Below are 17,856 nucleotides of genomic sequence, written 5' to 3'. Positions count from 1 at the left end.
TGTAAATTGACAGCAAGTTATGTGAGCATTTACATATAAAGATAAGGACATTATAGACGGAGATTTTCATCCTAAAGATAACATGTTACTATTAAAAAAAATAGAGGAGATGAGGCGCTATTTATGTTGGCGATTGTATCTGCAGGCATTGCGCCAGGATTGGCATTGTTAAGTTTTTTTTATTTGAAAGATGAATATGAAACTGAGCCTATTTCAATGGTATTAAAAACATTTATTTTTGGAGCAATGCTTGTTTTGCCAATTATGTTTATTCAATATGTATTTGGTGAAGAACACGTTTTTCAATCACCTTTTCTTGAAGCATTTTTTACGACAAGCTTTTTAGAAGAATTTTTCAAATGGTTCATTTTATATTTCACGATTTATCAGCATGTGGAATTTGATGAGCATTACGATGGAATTGTTTACGGGGCAGCTGTTTCATTAGGTTTTGCTACCGTTGAAAATATTTTATATTTATTTGCAAATGGTTTAGAATCAGCGCTAGGAAGAGCCATTTTACCCGTATCTAGTCATGCTTTATTCGGCGTCATTATGGGGTATTATTTAGGGAAAGCAAAGTTTTCTGAAGGAAAGGAAAAAACGAAGTGGACGCTGTATTCCGTATTTGCGCCGCTCATTTTACATGGAACATATGATTATATTTTAAAAACAATGGATCATTGGGTATTTATTATTATTCCATTTATGATTTATTTATGGTGGCTGGCATTAAGAAAAGTAAAAAAGGCCAAACAGCCATCGATTGTCTAGGCTCAGCTTGTAAATCTTTTTTGAGAGATTTACGAGCTGAGTTTTTTCATTTCGGTAAATTTTGCGCATCTTGTATAAAAAAACAACCTTTACAAAAAATACTCCTATCATCTTATCAGTTACATACGATGTAGGAGGTTTTGTCATGTTATCATTTCGATGTTTTAAAAAGTATGCATGTCTCATATGCATATGTTCATTTATTGCAGCGTCCGTTGTGAGTCCAAAGGCCGCTCACGCGTTTTCAAATCAAGTCATTCAACACGGAGCAGTTGGAGATGACGTTATTGAGCTGCAGTCGAGACTTCAGTATTTAGGTTATTATAACGGGAAAATTGACGGTGTATTTGGATGGAGCACATACTGGGCACTGCGCAATTTTCAATATGAATTTGGCATTAAAAAGATTGACGGTTTAGCAGGCTGGCAAACAAAGATTAAATTAGCTAACGCCACAAAATATCACGAAAGCTATGTGAAAAATCAAATTAGAAAAGGCAATAAGTTTACGCACTATGGCGGTAAGCCTCTTGATCAGCAGTCTAAAGGAAGCGGTAGCAGTGGAAAAAGCAGCGGAAACAATGGTCAGCAAAAAGCACAAAGCGGATCTTCTCAAGCAAAAAAACCTGCCAGTCAGCCGCAGCGTAATACGTCTAAAGGAAATTCTGAACAACAGAAAGAAAAAGCACAAAAGCCAACAGCGGTGAATGTACCGAGCGGGTTTTCACAAAATGATATTCAGCTCATGGCAAATGCTGTGCATGGTGAAGCACGGGGTGAACCATATAATGGCCAAGTAGCCGTAGCGGCCGTTATTTTAAACCGAGTTAACAGTCCGTCATTTCCAAATACAGTCGCTGGAGTTATTTTTGAACCGCGTGCATTTACTGCCGTAGCAGATGGGCAAATTTGGCTTGAACCCAATCCAACATCTAAAAAAGCGGTTATGGATGCGATTAACGGATGGGATCCTACTGGGAATGCTATTTATTACTTTAATCCGGATACAGCAACAAGCGCATGGATTTGGTCACGTCCTCAAATTAAGCAAATCGGGAAACACATTTTCTGTCGATAAAGAGAGGTGAAGGAAACATGATTCGAACAATTTTAATTGTATTATTAGCTATTGGTGTTGTAGGTGTAGGGTATTGGGGGTACAGCGAACATCAAGAAAAAGATGCTGTGCTGCTTCAAGCGGAGAATACGTATCAACGAGCATTTCATGATTTGTCATATCAGCTAGATTTATTAAATGATAAAATCGGTGGCACGCTTGCCATGAGTTCGAGAGATCAGCTTTCGCCCGCGCTTGCAGAAGTATGGCGTTTAACTTCTGAAGCTCATAACAATGTAGGACAGCTGCCTTTATCGCTTTTACCGTTCAATAAAACAGAAGAGTTTCTTTCAGATGTTGGTGACTTTACGTACAAAGTGGCGGTAAGGGATTTAAGCAAATCTCCCCTAACAGATAAAGAGTATAAAACGTTAAATTCGCTTTATGATCAGTCAGGCGAAATTCAAAATGAAATGCGCCAAGTACAGCATCTAGTCATTGATAATAACTTGCGCTGGATGGATGTTGAGCTAGCTCTAGCCACAAAAGAAAAGCAAGGGGACAATACGATTATTGACGGATTAAAAACCGTTGAAAAAAGTATGGATTCTTTTGCCGAAACAGATTTAGGCGTTATGAATGCAACGAATGAACAGGAAAAAAACGCTTTTCATCAATTAAAAGGTAGAGAAGTTAGTGAAGATGTTGCCAAACAAGTGGCGCGTTCGTTTTTGAATTTAAAAGGAAATGAACAAATTCATATTGTAAAGAGCGGAAAAGATGCCGACTATGAGGTGTACAGCTTAACCATTACAGATCCAAAGACTAAACAAGAGACGTATATGGATATTACCCAAAAAGGTGGATATCCGCTTTGGGTGCTCGAAGATCGAGATATTAAAAAACAAAATATTAGTTTAAACGATGCTATGAACAAAGCGACTAAGTTTTTAAAAGATCATCGTTTTGAAAGCCTAGTGATGGCTGAAAGCGCTCAATACGATAACATGGGAGTCTTTACATTCGTAGAGCAAACGGAAAGTGGAGTTCGGATTTATCCGGATTCAGTTAAAATGAAAATGTCTTTAGAAGATGGATCTGTGATTGGCTTCTCAGCTAAAGACTTCTTATTAAAACATCGTACAAGAGATATTCCAAAACCTAAAATTTCGAAAGAACAGGCAAAAACCAAGCTGAACTCGAATGTAAAAGTGATGGAAGACCGCTTGGCAATTATTACAAACGATTTAAACGAAGAAGTGCTATGCTATGAGTTTTTAGGGACAATTAAAAATGATACGTATCGTATTTTTATCAATGCCGATACGGGTTTTGAAGAGAAAGTCGAAAAACTGCAAAACTCAGAACCTTTATATAATGAAGTATAAAGCTGAGAAATCGGTGTCTATAGACACCGGTTTTTTTGTGTTGTATAAGTTTTTTTGAATCTAAATGACTAATTTTCATTTACAAAATAAATATATTTGACTATGTTTAAATAAAGGGAAAAAGTGTATATAGTGGAACTGAAGGAGAGAGAAGATGATAAAAGCGGGAATGAGGTTGACGTTAGAGAGCGGGCACAGAGAGTCTACCTTACAACAAACGTATCGATGTAAGGTAGTTGAGTTTACGGAAGACGTGATTTATATTAGCTATCCGCTAAATGAAGAAACGCAGCGAAGTGTTTTTTTACTAAAAGGTACAAAATTGCTGGCTACGTTTATTGGATATAATCAAAATGTATATACCTTTCCAACTGAAGTAACAGGACGCGAAATAAAAGGCATGCCTGTTGTGAAGCTCTTTTACCCGGGCGATAAAAAGTTAAAGTCCATCCAAAGAAGAAATTTTTTCCGTGTGCCGCTTACAGTGAAGGCGGTGATAGAAAGTGAACAAGAACAGCAGGCCGTAATGGAAATCATGACTAAAAACATCAGTGCAGGTGGAGTAGCCGGCTCCTTCCATCATTCGCTGCTTTTTAATGAGAAAGATTCCGTTGTTGTACGATTAAGTCTTCCTAATCGTGAGGGAACTTTGCAGCATCTTGAATTAAAAGGGGAAGTTGTACGAATTACCGCCCCGACTTCCTGTAAAGTAGGTCAGCTATCTATTAAATTTATGGACCTTGAAAAACAAACGAAAGAAATGATGATTCGTTATACCTTAAAGCGTCAGCTCGACCTAAGGAGAAAAGGTCTTCTTTAGCGTATAAAAAAAACTTCTCTTTCCTAAACTGTAAGCAAAGGTATTACTTCTTACAAAAGGAGAAAAAGATGAATCGAATAGAACGAATTTTAATTAAATTAGTGGTTATTCAATTTGTGTTTTTAATAATTGCCCAATGTATTTTACTATCTAGCAGTCACAGTACATATTTCTCAAAGGTCATTCAGTATGAGGGAGTTAGCAAAAATAATTTTAATAAAATTATTGAAACATTCGACCAGTAGTCGGACGTATGGTAGAATAACTAGGAAAGAAACATGCAGTGAACACCAGGCAGGAGAAGACCCCCTGCTCTTTTTTTCGTTTATAAACGTTTCATATAAAATGGCTCATTGTATAAAAGATGAAAGTGGTTTGTTCCTGTTTTGAAATTAAGGGAGGCACTTATGGAAAAACAAATTTCAATCGCAATTGACGGTCCTGCAGCTGCTGGGAAAAGTACAGTGGCAAAGATTATAGCAGAAACCTTATCATATATTTATGTTGATACAGGAGCGATGTATCGTGCTCTAACGTATCAAGCGCAGAAAAACCAGGTGGATTTGCAAAATGAAGAAGAGCTATTGCATTTGCTTAATGAAACAGTAATCGATTTAAAACCGTCTGAATCTGGACAGGTAGTCATCTTAAATGGACAGAATGTTACAAGTGAAATTCGTTCCGCAGAAGTAACTAACTCTGTATCCATCGTCGCGAAACATCGTGCAGTTCGCGAAGAGATGGTAGCGAGACAGCAGGGCCTTGCTAAAGATGGAGGCGTTGTAATGGATGGACGTGATATCGGTACACACGTGCTTCCTCAGGCAGAAGTTAAAATCTTTTTATTAGCGTCTGTGGATGAAAGAGCACAGCGACGCCATGATGAAAACATAAAAAAAGGTTTTGAATCAAATTTAGAGCGTTTAAAAGAAGAAATTGCCCGCAGAGACAAGCTGGATTCTGAGCGTGAAGTAGCACCTCTTAAAAAAGCTGAAGATGCAATTGAAATCGATACAACTTCCTTATCGATTGAAGGAGTTGTAGAAAAAATACTTTCTATTACAAACGAAAGGATTGGATGATTTTGAGCTTTTATATGTTTGCACGTGGCATTGTAAAAGGTATTTTAACACCAGTTTACCGTTATGAGGTAATCGGTGCAGAAAATATCCCTTCAGAAGGCGGAGTTTTGCTTTGTTCAAATCATATTGACAACTTAGATCCGCCTACGGTAGGTGTGACATGTCCAAGGCCTATTTCGTTTATGGCAAAAGCAGAGCTGTTTAAAGCACCTTTTCTGAAGACGGTTCTGCCAAAGTTAGAAACGTTCCCTGTAAAGCGGGGGATGGCAGATCGTGAAGCTTTGCGCCAAGGGTTAAAGATTTTAAAAGAAGGAAAAGTGCTTGGATTATTTCCAGAAGGAACAAGAAGTAAAGATGGAAAATTAGGAAAAGGAATGGCTGGAGTAGGCTTTTTTGCTTTGCGTTCAAAAGCAGCTGTTGTTCCTTGTGCTGTTATTGGTCCATATAAGCGTTTTGCAAGGTTAAAAGTAGTGTACGGACCGCCAATTCAGATGGATGAACTTCGTGAACGAAAGGCATCAGCCGAGGAAGTAACCGAAGTTATTATGAAAAGCATTGGTGAATTAATTGAAAAATATCAATAGTTTGTAACCTTATGACTTGACAAAAGATTCTATTTATTAGAAGTTAGTAACAAAGAGAGTTTTTTCTATACAGAGCTATATACAATAATGATGAGCTAAAAGAGTGAAGAACTCTTACAAGGGAATACATATTGTAGATGGATATTGGAGGAGGAAAAGACGATGACAGAAGATATGAATCAAGTAGAGGTAACGTCATTAGAAGTAGGAGAAACAGTAAAAGGTACTATTACAAAAGTAGAAGAAAAGCAAGTGTATGTAGATGTGCCTAACAGCAAACTAGACGGTATTATTCCAATTAGTGAATTAGCGAGCTTACATATTGAAAAAGCAGGGGATGTAATCCAAGAAGGTGCCGAAGTCGAAGCGAAAGTAATTAAAGTGGAAGACGATGTGCTTGTGTTATCTAAACGGGCTGTAGATGCTGAAAAAGCATGGGACGGTTTAGAAGCAAAACTTTCTTCAGGTGAAGTGTTTGAAGCGGTAGTCAAAGAAATTGTCAAAGGCGGATTAGTAGTAGACATTGGTGTAAGAGGGTTCATTCCAGCTTCTCTTGTTGAAACTCATTTCGTGGATGATTTCGCAGAATATCAAGATCAAACTCTTACAGTCAAAGTAGTGGAATTAGATAAAGAAAAAAATCGCGTAATCCTTTCGCATCGTGCAGTTGTAGAAGAAGAGCTTGTACAACAAAAAGAAAATGTTCTTGAGTCATTAAAAGAAGGTCAGGTTTTAGAAGGAACCGTTCAGCGCTTAACAGACTTTGGTGCGTTTGTAGATGTAGGCGGAGTAGATGGGCTAGTGCATATCTCTCAGCTTTCACATACGCGTGTAGAAAAGCCTTCAGACGTAGTAGCTGAGGGAGATACTGTGAAAGTCAAAGTATTATCTGTTGACAAATCAACGGGTCGTGTTTCATTATCTATTAAAGATACGTTAGAAGGTCCATGGTCCAACATTTCTACGAAGCTTCGCCAAGGTGATGTAGTAGATGGAACTGTTAAAAGACTTGTATCTTTTGGAGCTTTTGTGGAAGTTCTACCTGGAGTAGAAGGACTTGTACACATTTCTCAAATTTCACATAAGCATATCGGGACACCTCATGAAGTGCTTTCTGAAGGCGAAAAAGTGACGGTAAAAGTACTTGATGTGAATGAACAAGAACGACGCGTTTCGTTAAGCATTCGTGACCTTGAGGAAGAAGAGCAAGAAGATTACGGTGACTATGAATTACAAGAAGAGTCAAAAGGCTTCCAATTAGGTGATATGATTGGGGATCAATTAAAAAAATTAAGATAAGTAATGGTGATGATTTGTGAGCAGAGCAAAACGTAAAATTGATCACATTCATCATGCGATTCAAACGGGACAGCATCGGCTGCACGGGCTAGATGATATTCGCTTCGTTCATAATAGCTTACCAAATACAGGCGTGCACGATGTTCATATTGATACAAAAATTGGCGAACTTTTGTTAAGTTCGCCAATTTTTATAAATGCTATGACGGGTGGAGGCGGACAAGAAACGGAACGGATTAACCGTTCGTTTGCTCGAATTGCTCATCATGGTCAATTAGCAATGGCCGTTGGATCGCAGATGGCTGCGATTAAAGATGAAAAGGAAGAACAATCATACAGAGTAGTGCGTCAAGAAAACCCTAACGGAATTATTTTTGCCAACCTAGGCAGTGAAGCTACAGTTGAACAAGCTAAAAAAGCGGTTGATATGCTTGAAGCAAATGGACTTCAAATTCATTTAAATGTTATACAAGAACTGGTCATGCCAGAGGGAGATCGTGATTTTACCGATGCATTACGTCGTATTGAACGAATTGTCCGAGAAGTAACCGTTCCTGTAATTGTCAAAGAAGTAGGTTTTGGGATGAGCGCTCAAGCAGTGCAAAAACTTAAAGATGTTGGTGTTGAAATCGTTGATATTGGTGGGTACGGTGGTACCAATTTTTCGAAAATCGAAAATGAAAGACGAGCAAAACATTTTCACTTCTTTAATGATTGGGGAATTTCCACAGCAGCTTCTTTAGCGGAAGTATCTCAGCACGTAGAAGGTATATCCATTATTGGTTCAGGAGGTATTCAAACCTCTATGGATGTTGCTAAGTCCATTGCGTTAGGAGCTTCTGCAACGGGAATGGCAGGATATTTTCTATCCATTTTAATGACGTCTGGTTTAGAAGCAGTCGTAGAAGAGATAGCCGAGCTGCATGAGGAGTTAACGTTTATCATGGCTGCATTAGGAGCAACTTCTATTGCTAAGCTTCAGCAAATGCCTCTAGTTATTACAGGGGATACCCATAGCTGGCTGACTCAGCGAAATGTATCTATAGAAACATTTAATAACAGATGATAAAAAAGCAAGCAGTTAACTGCTTGCTTTTTTATTTCCTTAGAAGATGAATGATCGCGTTTTCATTAAAAAAACAAAAAATATTGGCAGAAGAAGTGACAAAAAGCATGAAATCCCAAACGTTAGCCACTTATAATAAGTTAAATAAACAGAAAAATCAGAAAAAAGAGGTGACGTAATGAAAAAGGGACATCCTATATTTACAATTTTTCTTTTCTTTTTAGGCTGGGTTTTCATGTATGCAGATCGTAATATTTTATCTCCAGTTATGGGAGATATCGGTGCGCAGTGGGACCTTAATAAAGCTGAACTTGGTCTAATGTCTACTGTGTTTTTTGCAGCGTATGCAGCTATGCAGATTCCAACGGGTTTTTTGGCAGATCGATTTGGTCGCGTTAAGATCTTAGTAGCTGGATACATTTTGTTTGGAGTTGCCACATTCTTTACAGGACTTACGACTACTTTCGGTATGTTCTTACTCATGCGGGCGCTGACAGGACTTGGAGAAGGAACGTATTATGGTTCACAATACGGAATTTCTTCAAGCATCACGTCTGAACGATACCGAGGTCTAGTGTCTGCGCTCATCAATAGTGGAATGGCTTTTGGTATATCGCTTGGTTTTATCGGTTCTACATACATTACATATACGTTAGAAAAAGACTGGCAGTTTACTTTTTACTTATTTGCTATTCCGACTATAGTAATAGCTATTTTAATAGCTTTCTTTGTAAAAGATAAGCAAAGGGATCAGGAAAAAAATTCGCTAAATAAAGAAACAAAGCAGTCGCTAAAAGTATTATTTACAAAAAATCATATTTTCGTATACATTTTAATCTTCTGCTCTCTTTACGGATTTTTTGGGATGCTGACGTGGCTTCCTTATTATTTGCAGCACTCGCGCGGCTTAGAAGGGTCTCAAACAGGCATCATAGCATCTTTAGTACCGTGGGCGTCTATTCCAGGAGCAATCTTCTTTGGATATATATCGGATCGAATTGCAAATAAAAAAGCATTAATTGTGAGTTTGTCAGTAGCGGGCGCTTTATGTCAATTTTTTATTCCCTATACAGAGAGTTATTCTTGGCTATTACTCGGCTTAATTGTGTACGGTCTGATAGGGAAATTAGCATTAGATCCGATTTTAATTTCGTATATGGCGGATATTACCCCCTCTTCCATGTACTCTAAAGTGTACGGTTTTTTTAACTTCAGCGGCATGCTGTCATCGATCTTTGCACCATACATTACCGGATATTTTGCAGATAAACTTGGAAGTATGGAATTCGGATTTTATTTGTCAGGAGCACTATTGTTAGTGGGAGGAGTTCTCTTTTTGTTTACAGGAAAGAAAGAACGTTCCTATCCTGTTTCACATCCAGTTTTAAAATAAAAAATGCGCTGACTTAGTCAGCGCATTTTTTATTTATGCTCATTTAATTCGCGCGCTTCTTCAGGACTTTGCAAGCTAGTTGCTCCCGGATAGTGAAGTCCTTGATCACGGTCAGATTCAACTCGTTTTGATTCCTTTAATTTTTTCTCTTGACGATCTTTTCCCATTTTATATTCCCTCCTTTTTTCTGATAGGTTGTCCAAAATAAGCGGTTCTATTCTAAAACCCCGATTAAGTTTTCCAAAATTGATACATACTGATGACAGATAGGGGAGGTGCCATATTCAGTGGACGGAATTTTCTTTTATTGGCTTTCGTGGATGGGATGGATTGTTGCGACTTTTCTTATGCCCAAAACAGCTAGGCGTTGGAAGGTAGCAGCCATTATATTAATCAGTATACTCCTAAGCGGAATGAACATGCATATGACTCAGTTTTCATGTAGCTACACCGCTTTGTTTTTAGTGGGAGTAGCGTGTGTGTATGCTTCAGGCTACAGCCGATTTCAGCAGTTATATTATGTTATTGTATGCGGCATTATAATAATTGCCTATGCTAGTTTTTGTTTACTTGAGCTCTATGATCCTGTCTGGATTTTTATTGATCGTAAGTGGATTTTGACTGGACTTATCTTATATATTTGCTTTATGGTGGTTAAAGATGCTGAAAAAAGATTCGCAGCGATCATTTTAGGTGTAGTTGGAGGAGACTTTTTATACGCAGTTGTCATTCGGGATATCGCATCTTATGAAATAGGGTCTCTTCGTACACTCGACGTTTTAGCCACAGCAGTAGGAGCGATGTTTATTTGGGAGATGCTGGTTTATTTCTCTGCTTATTTAGATTTGTACGTGCTGAAGTCTCACAGGCAAAAGCAAAGTACTTACAAATAGAAGAAGAGATTTCGTAAAATTATATTGTTGTTACCGGTGATTTTTGATAAAATTGTTTGATTGAAAGAGTAATGCTTATTCAGCGGATAGGCAGTTAATTAGTTCAGTGTAAGAAAGAGCTGATAAAAATCCTGCTTTATCGCTTATGATCGATTAGTAGAGGTCATGCCACGCTGCATGGCCTCGATTTTTGAAAAAAGAATGATCTTATTTATTTGTACATGTAGATAAATACCTTTAGTCGATTAAAGACTGGTTGCCGATACATAAAAAAGATCAAGGAAAGGGAAGAATCGTATGCCAAAACCAATTATTGCGATTGTTGGTCGTCCCAACGTAGGAAAATCAACAATTTTCAACCGAATTGTAGGAGAGCGAGTATCTATTGTAGAAGATATTCCGGGTGTAACTCGTGATCGTATCTATAGTTCAGGTGAGTGGCTGAATTTGGACTTTAACATTATTGATACTGGCGGTATTGATATTGGAGATGAGCCATTTTTAGAACAGATCAAACAGCAGGCAGAAATTGCAATTGATGAAGCGGACGTAATCATTTTTCTAGTGAATGGACGCGATGGAATTACTGCAGCTGATGAAGAAGTGGCGAAAATTTTATACAAATCCAAAAAGCCCGTCGTCCTAGCCGTTAATAAAGTAGATAATCCTGAAATGAGAGAATTAATCTATGATTTCTACGCACTAGGATATGGAGAACCGTTCCCAATCTCAGGAACCCATGGTTTAGGTTTAGGTGACCTGTTAGACGAGGCAGCTAAGCATTTTCCAAAAGAAAAAGACGAAGACTACGGAGAAGAAGTCATTAAATTTTCATTGATTGGTCGTCCTAACGTAGGGAAATCTTCATTAGTTAATGCTCTTCTAGGTGAAGATCGTGTTATTGTCAGTGATCTTGCCGGTACGACACGCGATGCTATTGATACGAAGTTTACAAAAGAAGATCAAGAATATGTTGTTATTGATACAGCTGGAATGAGAAAGCGTGGAAAAGTGTACGAGAGTACTGAAAAATACAGCGTACTTCGCGCATTAAAGGCAATTGAACGCTCAGACGTTGTCTTAATTGTATTAAATGCTGAAGAGGGTATTATTGAACAAGATAAGAAAATTGCTGGCTATGCACAAGAAGCTGGAAAAGCTGTCGTCATTGTTGTGAACAAATGGGATACAGTAGAAAAAGATGAAAAAACAATGAAAAAATTTGAAGAAAATATACGCGAGCATTTTCAGTTCTTAACATATGCTCCAATTGTATTCCTTTCAGCTAAAACGAAAAAACGTACGCATACGCTATTGCCAATGATTGATCTTGCAAGCGAAAGCCATGCTGTACGTGTAGAAACAAGCATCTTAAACGATGTAATTATGGATGCAGTAGCAATGAACCCTACGCCTACTCATAACGGCAACCGCTTAAAAATCTATTACACAACTCAAGTAGCAATCAAGCCGCCAACTTTTGTTGTGTTTGTAAATGATCCTGAGCTAATGCATTTTTCATATAAACGTTTCTTAGAAAATAAGCTTCGTGAAGCTTTTGGATTCGAAGGAACTCCAATTAAAATTATTGCAAGACCAAGAAAATAACAGAGGATGTGATCGGCGTGGAAAGAATAGCTGTACTAGGAGCAGGGAGTTGGGGAACTGCATTAGCTTTCGTATTGGCGGAAAATGGACACGATGTTCGCATTTGGGGACATAGACAACAAGTCATTGATCAAATCAACGAGACGCATCAGAATGAAAAATATCTGCCTGGTGTAGAGCTTCCTCATCAGATTAAAGGTTTTACGTCATTAGAAAAGGCAATAGAGGGTGTTGAAACCCTTATTTTAGCTGTTCCAACGAAGGCCATTCGTGAAGTGTTGCAACAGCTAAAATCCCTTACCGATGAACTGTTTACAATTGTTCACGTAAGTAAAGGAATTGAACCGGATTCTCTTTTACGTATATCTCAAATGATTCAACAAGAAATTGATACAAAAGACATCGTTGTCTTATCAGGCCCGAGTCATGCTGAAGAAGTAAGTAGAAGGCAGCCGACAACCGTGACGTCAGCTTCAACAAATATACAAGCAGCAGAAAAAGTACAGGATTTATTTAATAATCAACAGTACTTCCGTGTTTATACAAATCCTGATGTGATTGGTGTGGAAATTGGGGGAGCGTTAAAAAATATTATTGCTCTTGCTGCTGGTATTACGGATGGACTTGGATATGGTGACAATGCGAAGGCCGCTCTTATGACTCGTGGCTTAGCTGAAATCGCTCGTTTAGGTACGGTGCTTGGCGCCAATCCTCTGACGTTCTCAGGTTTAACCGGGATTGGAGACTTGATTGTAACGTGTACAAGCGTTCATTCTCGAAATTGGCGCGCTGGTAATCTTCTTGGAAAAGGCAAAAATTTAGACGAAGTATTAGAAAATATGGGAATGGTTGTAGAAGGTGTACGCACGACGAAAGCAGCTTACCAGCTATCTCAAAAATACGACGTGAAAATGCCGATTGCTGATGCTTTATATAATGTACTGTTTAATGATGTGAAGGCAAAAGATGCAGTAGACGCGCTTATGTCTCGTACTAAAACACATGAAATGGAAGATTTAGCGAATGTTTTAGGAGAAAAATTAAATTAAGTGCAAAGAAATATGAAAAAATAGGCAATTGGTGATACCCAAAATCATTTACTTGCATAAAATAACGTGTAAATAAAGATGAGTAGAACTGTTAGTATGGGAATATTTAGTTACGGTCGAAGCGAAGAGCCCCCTTCGCTTCGATTTTTTTATGTGAAAAAGCAGGAATTTGTCAATTTAATAGGAAAGTAATTACTATAGAGCGTAAATCAATGGAAGGTAAATAAATATTAAATTTAGAATGTTCTATTAATATCCGTCTTAACTATAAGTCCTTATGTTATAATAACGGTGAAAAAAGGAGTGGATGCAATTTGTCGCCAGGTTTGTTAAAGATGTGGATTTCATTGGGTTCCATTGTATTTATGTTTATTGCGGTATTTTCTATTTACTTTAGTCGTTATAAAATCACGAACCGCGTTGGTAAAATTGTACTCGCTTTCATTGCCTATTCGCTCATGATTGTAGCAGGTCTTATTATGGTAATTGTTGTATTCAGCGGTCCGACAGATGCTTAATGTACATATGGTAGGGTGAGGAAAATGAAAAAATTCATGCTAACGTCTATTGTTGGGTTAACCATTTTTGTATTATCCGGTTGTTTATACCCGACGGAAAGAATGTCTCAAAATCAAGTTCCTTATAAAGATCAAGTTGCTTCCGTACAAACGGCCGTTGATCAATTTAAAGAAGAAAGCGGAGGCTTATTGCCGATAAAAACGAAAGATATGGACACGCCGATTTATCAAAAATATCCGATTGACTTTACAAAAATTGTTCCTAGATACATGCAAGACGCACCTGGGAATTCGTATGAAAGCGGAGGGATATTTGCGTACGTGCTTGTGGATGCAGAAACAAAGCCCACGGTTAAATTATTAGACTTACGGATGGCGGATACGATTCAAGATGTTAATGTACATTTGAATATATACCGTCAAAACCATAAAGGATACGTACCGTTTAAAGACGTCATCGCTCCCGGCGTATTCTCTATTAACTATAAGAAATTGAATATGAAAGAACCCCCTGTCGTTACTAGCCCGTATACAGGGAATAGTCTTTCTTTAATTGTTAATGGGCAGGGAGATGTATTTGTAGATTATCGTCCTGATTTGTATGATGCCATTCAAAAGCATAAAAGCTCCTACAAACCGGGTGAAGATATCCGAAAGCTCCTTGTGGAAAACAGTGATTTTGTACCTGCTTACTCTCTTCCTTATACAGTTAACGATAAGAATGAACCAATATTTTTTAAAAAATAAGTCATGAACCCCTTCTCCTTGAATAATATTCAGAGAGAAGGGGTTTTCTCTTTCTTGTACACCAATAATGAAAATCAGAATGACTAAGTCAGCATGTGCATGAAAAAAATCATAAATTTTTCTATCAAAAGTCATATTTTAATAGGACAACGTCATAACTATATAGTGTCCTAATTTACTCTCGCAATGGATGTCATATTCCATGAACTCATAGATCGGAGGGGATCTTTTGGAAAAGGTGGATGTATTTAAAGATATCGCTGAACGTACAGGAGGCGATATATATTTAGGTGTGGTGGGAGCAGTTCGAACAGGAAAATCTACATTTATTAAAAAGTTTATGGAGCTGGTGGTCCTGCCTCACATCGAGAACGAGGCAGAAAGAGCTCGCACACAAGATGAACTACCACAAAGTGCAGCTGGAAAAACGATTATGACAACTGAGCCGAAATTCGTACCGAATCAAGCAGTCAATGTTTTGGTAGATGACGGGCTAGAAGTTAACATACGGTTAGTAGATTGTGTAGGATATACAGTGCCAGGCGCTAAAGGATACGAAGATGAAAATGGACCTCGAATGATCAATACACCTTGGTATGAAGAACCAATTCCATTTCACGAAGCGGCTGAAATTGGAACGAGAAAGGTCATTCAAGAACACTCAACGATTGGTGTCGTCATTACAACAGATGGCTCAATTGGAGATATACCTCGTCAAGATTATGTGGAAGCAGAAGAGCGCGTCATTAATGAGCTAAAAGAAGTAGGCAAACCCTTTATCATGGTTATTAATACCGTACAGCCATATCATCCCGATACAGAAAAGCTTCGTGCAAAGCTTAATGAAAAATATGATATCCCAGTATTAGCGATGAGTGTGGAAAGCATGCGCGATACTGATGTGATGAATGTATTAAGAGAAGCACTATACGAGTTCCCTGTATTAGAAGTCAACGTTAATCTACCAAGCTGGGTAATGGTTTTAAAAGATAAACATTGGCTGCGTGAAAGCTATCAAGAAGCCGTTAAAGAAACGGTAAAAGATATTAAGAGACTGAGAGACGTTGAACGGGTAGTAGAGCAATTTAGTCAGTTTGAGTTTATCGATCAGGCTCGATTAGCCGGAATTGAGATGGGGCAGGGGATTGCCGAAATTGACTTATACGCTCCAGATGACTTATATGATCAGATTTTGAAAGAAATCGTGGGAGTAGAAATTCGCGGAAGAGATCATTTGCTGCAGTTAATGCAAGACTTTGTGCATGCAAAAACCGAGTATGATCAAGTCTCTGATGCACTTCGCATGGTTAAGCAAACGGGTTATGGTGTAGCTGCACCTTCGCTTTCAGATATGAGCCTTGATGAACCTGAAATTATTCGCCAAGGATCGCGTTTTGGAGTTCGTTTAAAAGCAGTGGCACCTTCTATACACATGATTAAAGTGGATGTAGAATCAGAATTTGCGCCGATTATCGGAACGGAGAAGCAAAGCGAAGAATTAGTTCGTTATTTGATGCAAGACTTTGAAGATGATCCGCTCTCAATTTGGAATTCAGATATATTTGGCCGCTCTCTAAGTTCAATCGTAAGAGAAGGGATTCAAGGAAAGCTGTCGCTGATGCCTGAAAATGCGCGATATAAGTTAAAAGAAACGCTAGAACGGATTATTAACGAAGGATCTGGAGGTTTAATCGCGATTATTTTATAAGAATATAACGTTAGGCTCCTCATAAAGGAGCCTCTTCTTTTTTTGGATAGATCATACAAAACTTTACATATATTGTGATAGATAGCGTGGTTATCCTATTCCTGCGTTATTTTCTGCTTGCTATGCCTTGTTCAATATGTTAATCTTTTAACAGAAATCGATCGATCATACTGTTTTCACTACATACATACGGCAGACGAATGAAAAACATTGAATTATTTAGTTCAATCGTTTATGATTAGGCTTGTCGATACATAGGTTATGTATAATATCCATTTGTTTTGTTAAAGAATGAGATATAACGAATTACTAGATTCCTTTTCTAACAAGGTTTTTAGTTATTATATGATCCGATTTTGGGAGGAGGTGAATGGCATGAACAAGACAGAATTAATTAATGCTGTTGCAGAAGCAAGTGAGCTTTCAAAAAAGGATGCTACAAAAGCAGTTGATGCTGTTTTCGATACAATTTTAGAAGCTTTAAAAGCTGAGGACAAAGTTCAACTTATCGGTTTTGGTAACTTCGAAGTACGTGAACGTGCTGCTCGTAAAGGACGCAATCCACAAACTGGCGAAGAAATCGAAATTCCTGCTAGCAAAGTTCCTGCATTCAAACCAGGTAAAGCTCTTAAAGATGCTGTAAAATAATATCTACATAAAATGGCTTTATTCATAGCCGTTGATGAAGAGCTTTGAAAGGTCGCACATTTGCGACCTTTCTTTTTTGCCTTTGGTATATACATATGCTAGAATTTTTTTCATAAAGTCGTAATGCAACGAATTGGAGGGCAACAACATGTCATCTGTAAATAAACCACAGATCGAACAAGCTGTGAGACTAATTTTAGAAGCAATTGGCGAAGATCCAAACCGTGAAGGATTATTAGATACACCAAAGCGAGTAGCTAAAATGTATGAGGAAGTCTTTTCCGGGTTGAATGAAGATCCAAAAGAGCATTTTAAAACAGTTTTTGGAGAAGATCATGAAGAGCTAGTGCTTGTAAAAGATATTCCTTTTTACTCTATGTGTGAACACCACTTAGTGCCTTTTTACGGAAAAGCTCATGTTGCGTATATTCCAAAAGGCGGACGAGTGACCGGTTTAAGTAAGCTGGCAAGAGCGGTAGAGGCTGTTGCGAAACGTCCTCAGCTTCAGGAGAGAATTACATCTACAGTGGCGGATTCTATTGTAGAAACATTAGAGCCGCACGGGGTAATGGTAGTAGTGGAAGCAGAGCACATGTGTATGACCATGCGAGGCATTAAAAAGCCTGGGGCTATGACAATCACTTCTGCTGTGCGTGGAGTGTTAGAACACGATGCAAGTTCTAGAGCTGAAGTTTTATCATTGATTAAATCATAATGTGGATGATGAAGGAGAAGAGAATATGACACAAAAAGGAACGCCAGAGTATATTGTCATTAAAGCGGTCGAAGATGGAGTTAACGTAATTGGCTTAACGCGAGGAGCAGATACGCGATTTCATCATTCAGAAAAACTAGATAAAGGCGAAGTGATGATTGCGCAGTTTACTGAGCATACATCCGCAATTAAAATTCGTGGCAAAGCCGTCGTTCAGACTGTTCACGGAGAAATTGAATCCGATACGAAAAAATAAGCAGGGATTTTCCTGCTTTTATTTATATTTAAAATAAATGAATAAGAACAGGAAAAACATGGTGAAACTAAAAGCAATATCTTAAATTACTGTCTAAGAAATCAAGATGGTATGTAGATGAACGGTGTTCAAGCGGATGAGCAGCTAAAGGATTTAAACCGTGAAAAAGCTTCAAAAGAATTTAAAGGATATTTTATAATGTAATTATGTTATAATTGACACTATCGATTTGGAGTTGAAAGAACTTTAAA

General features: G+C 38.0%; 20 protein-coding genes. 19 read left to right on the top strand and 1 reads right to left on the bottom strand.

Annotated features, from left to right (window positions below; all coding sequences use genetic code 11):
* The first annotated feature begins 123 nt into the window (after positions 1–123).
* The 10 genes from prsW to WKH56_RS02410 all read left to right on the top strand — a co-directional run bounded on the left by prsW (position 124) and on the right by WKH56_RS02410 (position 9,463).
* A complete protein-coding gene (gene prsW, locus WKH56_RS02455; RefSeq protein WP_028411520.1) occupies positions 124–774 on the top strand; it encodes a glutamic-type intramembrane protease PrsW in 651 nt (216 codons plus the stop codon).
* Positions 775–919: 145 nt separating this feature from the next.
* Entirely contained in the window at positions 920–1,852 is a 933-nt protein-coding gene (gene sleB / locus WKH56_RS02450; protein ID WP_028411519.1) for a spore cortex-lytic enzyme, read from the top strand.
* Positions 1,853–1,869: 17 nt separating this feature from the next.
* On the top strand, positions 1,870–3,219 hold the full coding sequence (gene ypeB, locus WKH56_RS02445; protein ID WP_014458333.1) for a germination protein YpeB: 1,350 nt from the start codon (positions 1,870–1,872) through the stop codon (positions 3,217–3,219).
* Positions 3,220–3,373: 154 nt separating this feature from the next.
* The gene (locus WKH56_RS02440; RefSeq protein ID WP_310884091.1) at positions 3,374–4,039 is read left to right on the top strand and encodes a flagellar brake protein; all 666 of its coding nucleotides are present in this window, start codon (positions 3,374–3,376) and stop codon (positions 4,037–4,039) included.
* A 68-nt stretch (positions 4,040–4,107) separates the two neighbouring features.
* The gene (locus WKH56_RS02435) at positions 4,108–4,284 is read left to right on the top strand and encodes a YpfB family protein (protein WP_013059030.1); all 177 of its coding nucleotides are present in this window, start codon (positions 4,108–4,110) and stop codon (positions 4,282–4,284) included.
* Between the two features lie 162 nt (positions 4,285–4,446).
* Positions 4,447–5,121 (top strand): (d)CMP kinase, encoded by a 675-nt coding sequence (gene cmk / locus WKH56_RS02430; RefSeq protein ID WP_028411517.1) that lies wholly within the window; start codon positions 4,447–4,449, stop codon positions 5,119–5,121.
* Complete coding sequence (locus WKH56_RS02425; protein ID WP_033579748.1) at positions 5,118–5,705, top strand: lysophospholipid acyltransferase family protein; 588 nt, start codon at positions 5,118–5,120, stop codon at positions 5,703–5,705. Before cmk ends, WKH56_RS02425 begins: the two co-directional genes overlap by 4 nt.
* A 162-nt stretch (positions 5,706–5,867) precedes the next feature.
* Entirely contained in the window at positions 5,868–7,004 is a 1,137-nt protein-coding gene (rpsA, locus tag WKH56_RS02420; protein ID WP_028410732.1) for a 30S ribosomal protein S1, read from the top strand.
* A 16-nt stretch (positions 7,005–7,020) separates the two neighbouring features.
* A complete protein-coding gene (gene fni / locus WKH56_RS02415) occupies positions 7,021–8,070 on the top strand; it encodes a type 2 isopentenyl-diphosphate Delta-isomerase (protein ID WP_310884090.1) in 1,050 nt (349 codons plus the stop codon).
* 178 nt (positions 8,071–8,248) lie between these two features.
* Complete coding sequence (locus WKH56_RS02410) at positions 8,249–9,463, top strand: MFS transporter (RefSeq protein ID WP_310884089.1); 1,215 nt, start codon at positions 8,249–8,251, stop codon at positions 9,461–9,463.
* Between the two features lie 29 nt (positions 9,464–9,492).
* On the opposite strand, the gene WKH56_RS02405 is transcribed toward WKH56_RS02410, so the two are convergent.
* Positions 9,493–9,630 carry a YpzI family protein gene (locus WKH56_RS02405; RefSeq protein WP_013059024.1) on the bottom strand — a complete coding sequence of 46 codons (138 nt, stop codon included), beginning with the start codon at positions 9,628–9,630 and terminating at the stop codon, positions 9,493–9,495.
* 120 nt (positions 9,631–9,750) lie between these two features.
* Here WKH56_RS02405 and WKH56_RS02400 point away from each other — a divergent pair, with 120 nt between their 5' ends.
* From WKH56_RS02400 to mtrB, 9 genes are all read left to right on the top strand, one after another.
* On the top strand, positions 9,751–10,356 hold the full coding sequence (locus WKH56_RS02400) for a YphA family membrane protein (RefSeq protein WP_028411513.1): 606 nt from the start codon (positions 9,751–9,753) through the stop codon (positions 10,354–10,356).
* 297 nt (positions 10,357–10,653) lie between these two features.
* Positions 10,654–11,964 (top strand): ribosome biogenesis GTPase Der, encoded by a 1,311-nt coding sequence (gene der / locus WKH56_RS02395; RefSeq protein WP_014458340.1) that lies wholly within the window; start codon positions 10,654–10,656, stop codon positions 11,962–11,964.
* A 17-nt stretch (positions 11,965–11,981) separates the two neighbouring features.
* A complete protein-coding gene (locus tag WKH56_RS02390) occupies positions 11,982–13,013 on the top strand; it encodes an NAD(P)H-dependent glycerol-3-phosphate dehydrogenase (RefSeq protein ID WP_013059021.1) in 1,032 nt (343 codons plus the stop codon).
* Positions 13,014–13,327: 314 nt separating this feature from the next.
* Positions 13,328–13,531, top strand: coding sequence for a DUF2768 domain-containing protein (locus WKH56_RS02385; protein ID WP_028411511.1), 204 nt, complete (start codon positions 13,328–13,330; stop codon positions 13,529–13,531).
* 24 nt (positions 13,532–13,555) lie between these two features.
* Entirely contained in the window at positions 13,556–14,278 is a 723-nt protein-coding gene (locus tag WKH56_RS02380; protein ID WP_028411510.1) for a hypothetical protein, read from the top strand.
* A 229-nt stretch (positions 14,279–14,507) separates the two neighbouring features.
* Entirely contained in the window at positions 14,508–15,986 is a 1,479-nt protein-coding gene (gene spoIVA / locus WKH56_RS02375) for a stage IV sporulation protein A (RefSeq protein ID WP_013059017.1), read from the top strand.
* Between the two features lie 375 nt (positions 15,987–16,361).
* Positions 16,362–16,634: an HU family DNA-binding protein gene (locus WKH56_RS02370; RefSeq protein WP_013059016.1), complete on the top strand. Its 273-nt coding sequence runs from the start codon at positions 16,362–16,364 to the stop codon at positions 16,632–16,634.
* Between the two features lie 148 nt (positions 16,635–16,782).
* Positions 16,783–17,349 carry a GTP cyclohydrolase I FolE gene (gene folE, locus WKH56_RS02365; protein WP_013059015.1) on the top strand — a complete coding sequence of 189 codons (567 nt, stop codon included), beginning with the start codon at positions 16,783–16,785 and terminating at the stop codon, positions 17,347–17,349.
* Positions 17,350–17,374: 25 nt separating this feature from the next.
* Entirely contained in the window at positions 17,375–17,605 is a 231-nt protein-coding gene (gene mtrB, locus WKH56_RS02360) for a trp RNA-binding attenuation protein MtrB (RefSeq protein ID WP_028411509.1), read from the top strand.
* Positions 17,606–17,856 lie beyond the last annotated feature (251 nt).

The sequence above is a fragment of the Priestia sp. SB1 genome, from assembly GCF_038898415.1.
This window is presented reverse-complemented; position numbering and strand designations above follow the sequence as displayed.

Bases quoted from the DNA above. Each gene is read 5' to 3' on its own strand.
- WKH56_RS02370 (WP_013059016.1), top strand. From the start codon at position 16,362: ATGAACAAGACAGAATTAATTAATGCTGTTGCAGAAGCAAGTGAGCTT.
- folE (WP_013059015.1), top strand. From the start codon at position 16,783: ATGTCATCTGTAAATAAACCACAGATCGAACAAGCTGTGAGACTAATT.
- WKH56_RS02440 (WP_310884091.1), top strand. From the start codon at position 3,374: ATGATAAAAGCGGGAATGAGGTTGACGTTAGAGAGCGGGCACAGAGAG.
- WKH56_RS02435 (WP_013059030.1), top strand. From the start codon at position 4,108: ATGAATCGAATAGAACGAATTTTAATTAAATTAGTGGTTATTCAATTT.
- WKH56_RS02425 (WP_033579748.1), top strand. From the start codon at position 5,118: ATGATTTTGAGCTTTTATATGTTTGCACGTGGCATTGTAAAAGGTATT.
- cmk (WP_028411517.1), top strand. From the start codon at position 4,447: ATGGAAAAACAAATTTCAATCGCAATTGACGGTCCTGCAGCTGCTGGG.
- der (WP_014458340.1), top strand. From the start codon at position 10,654: ATGCCAAAACCAATTATTGCGATTGTTGGTCGTCCCAACGTAGGAAAA.
- ypeB (WP_014458333.1), top strand. From the start codon at position 1,870: ATGATTCGAACAATTTTAATTGTATTATTAGCTATTGGTGTTGTAGGT.
- rpsA (WP_028410732.1), top strand. From the start codon at position 5,868: ATGACAGAAGATATGAATCAAGTAGAGGTAACGTCATTAGAAGTAGGA.
- WKH56_RS02405 (WP_013059024.1), bottom strand. From the start codon at position 9,630: ATGGGAAAAGATCGTCAAGAGAAAAAATTAAAGGAATCAAAACGAGTT.
- WKH56_RS02380 (WP_028411510.1), top strand. From the start codon at position 13,556: ATGAAAAAATTCATGCTAACGTCTATTGTTGGGTTAACCATTTTTGTA.
- mtrB (WP_028411509.1), top strand. From the start codon at position 17,375: ATGACACAAAAAGGAACGCCAGAGTATATTGTCATTAAAGCGGTCGAA.
- prsW (WP_028411520.1), top strand. From the start codon at position 124: ATGTTGGCGATTGTATCTGCAGGCATTGCGCCAGGATTGGCATTGTTA.
- sleB (WP_028411519.1), top strand. From the start codon at position 920: ATGTTATCATTTCGATGTTTTAAAAAGTATGCATGTCTCATATGCATA.
- WKH56_RS02410 (WP_310884089.1), top strand. From the start codon at position 8,249: ATGAAAAAGGGACATCCTATATTTACAATTTTTCTTTTCTTTTTAGGC.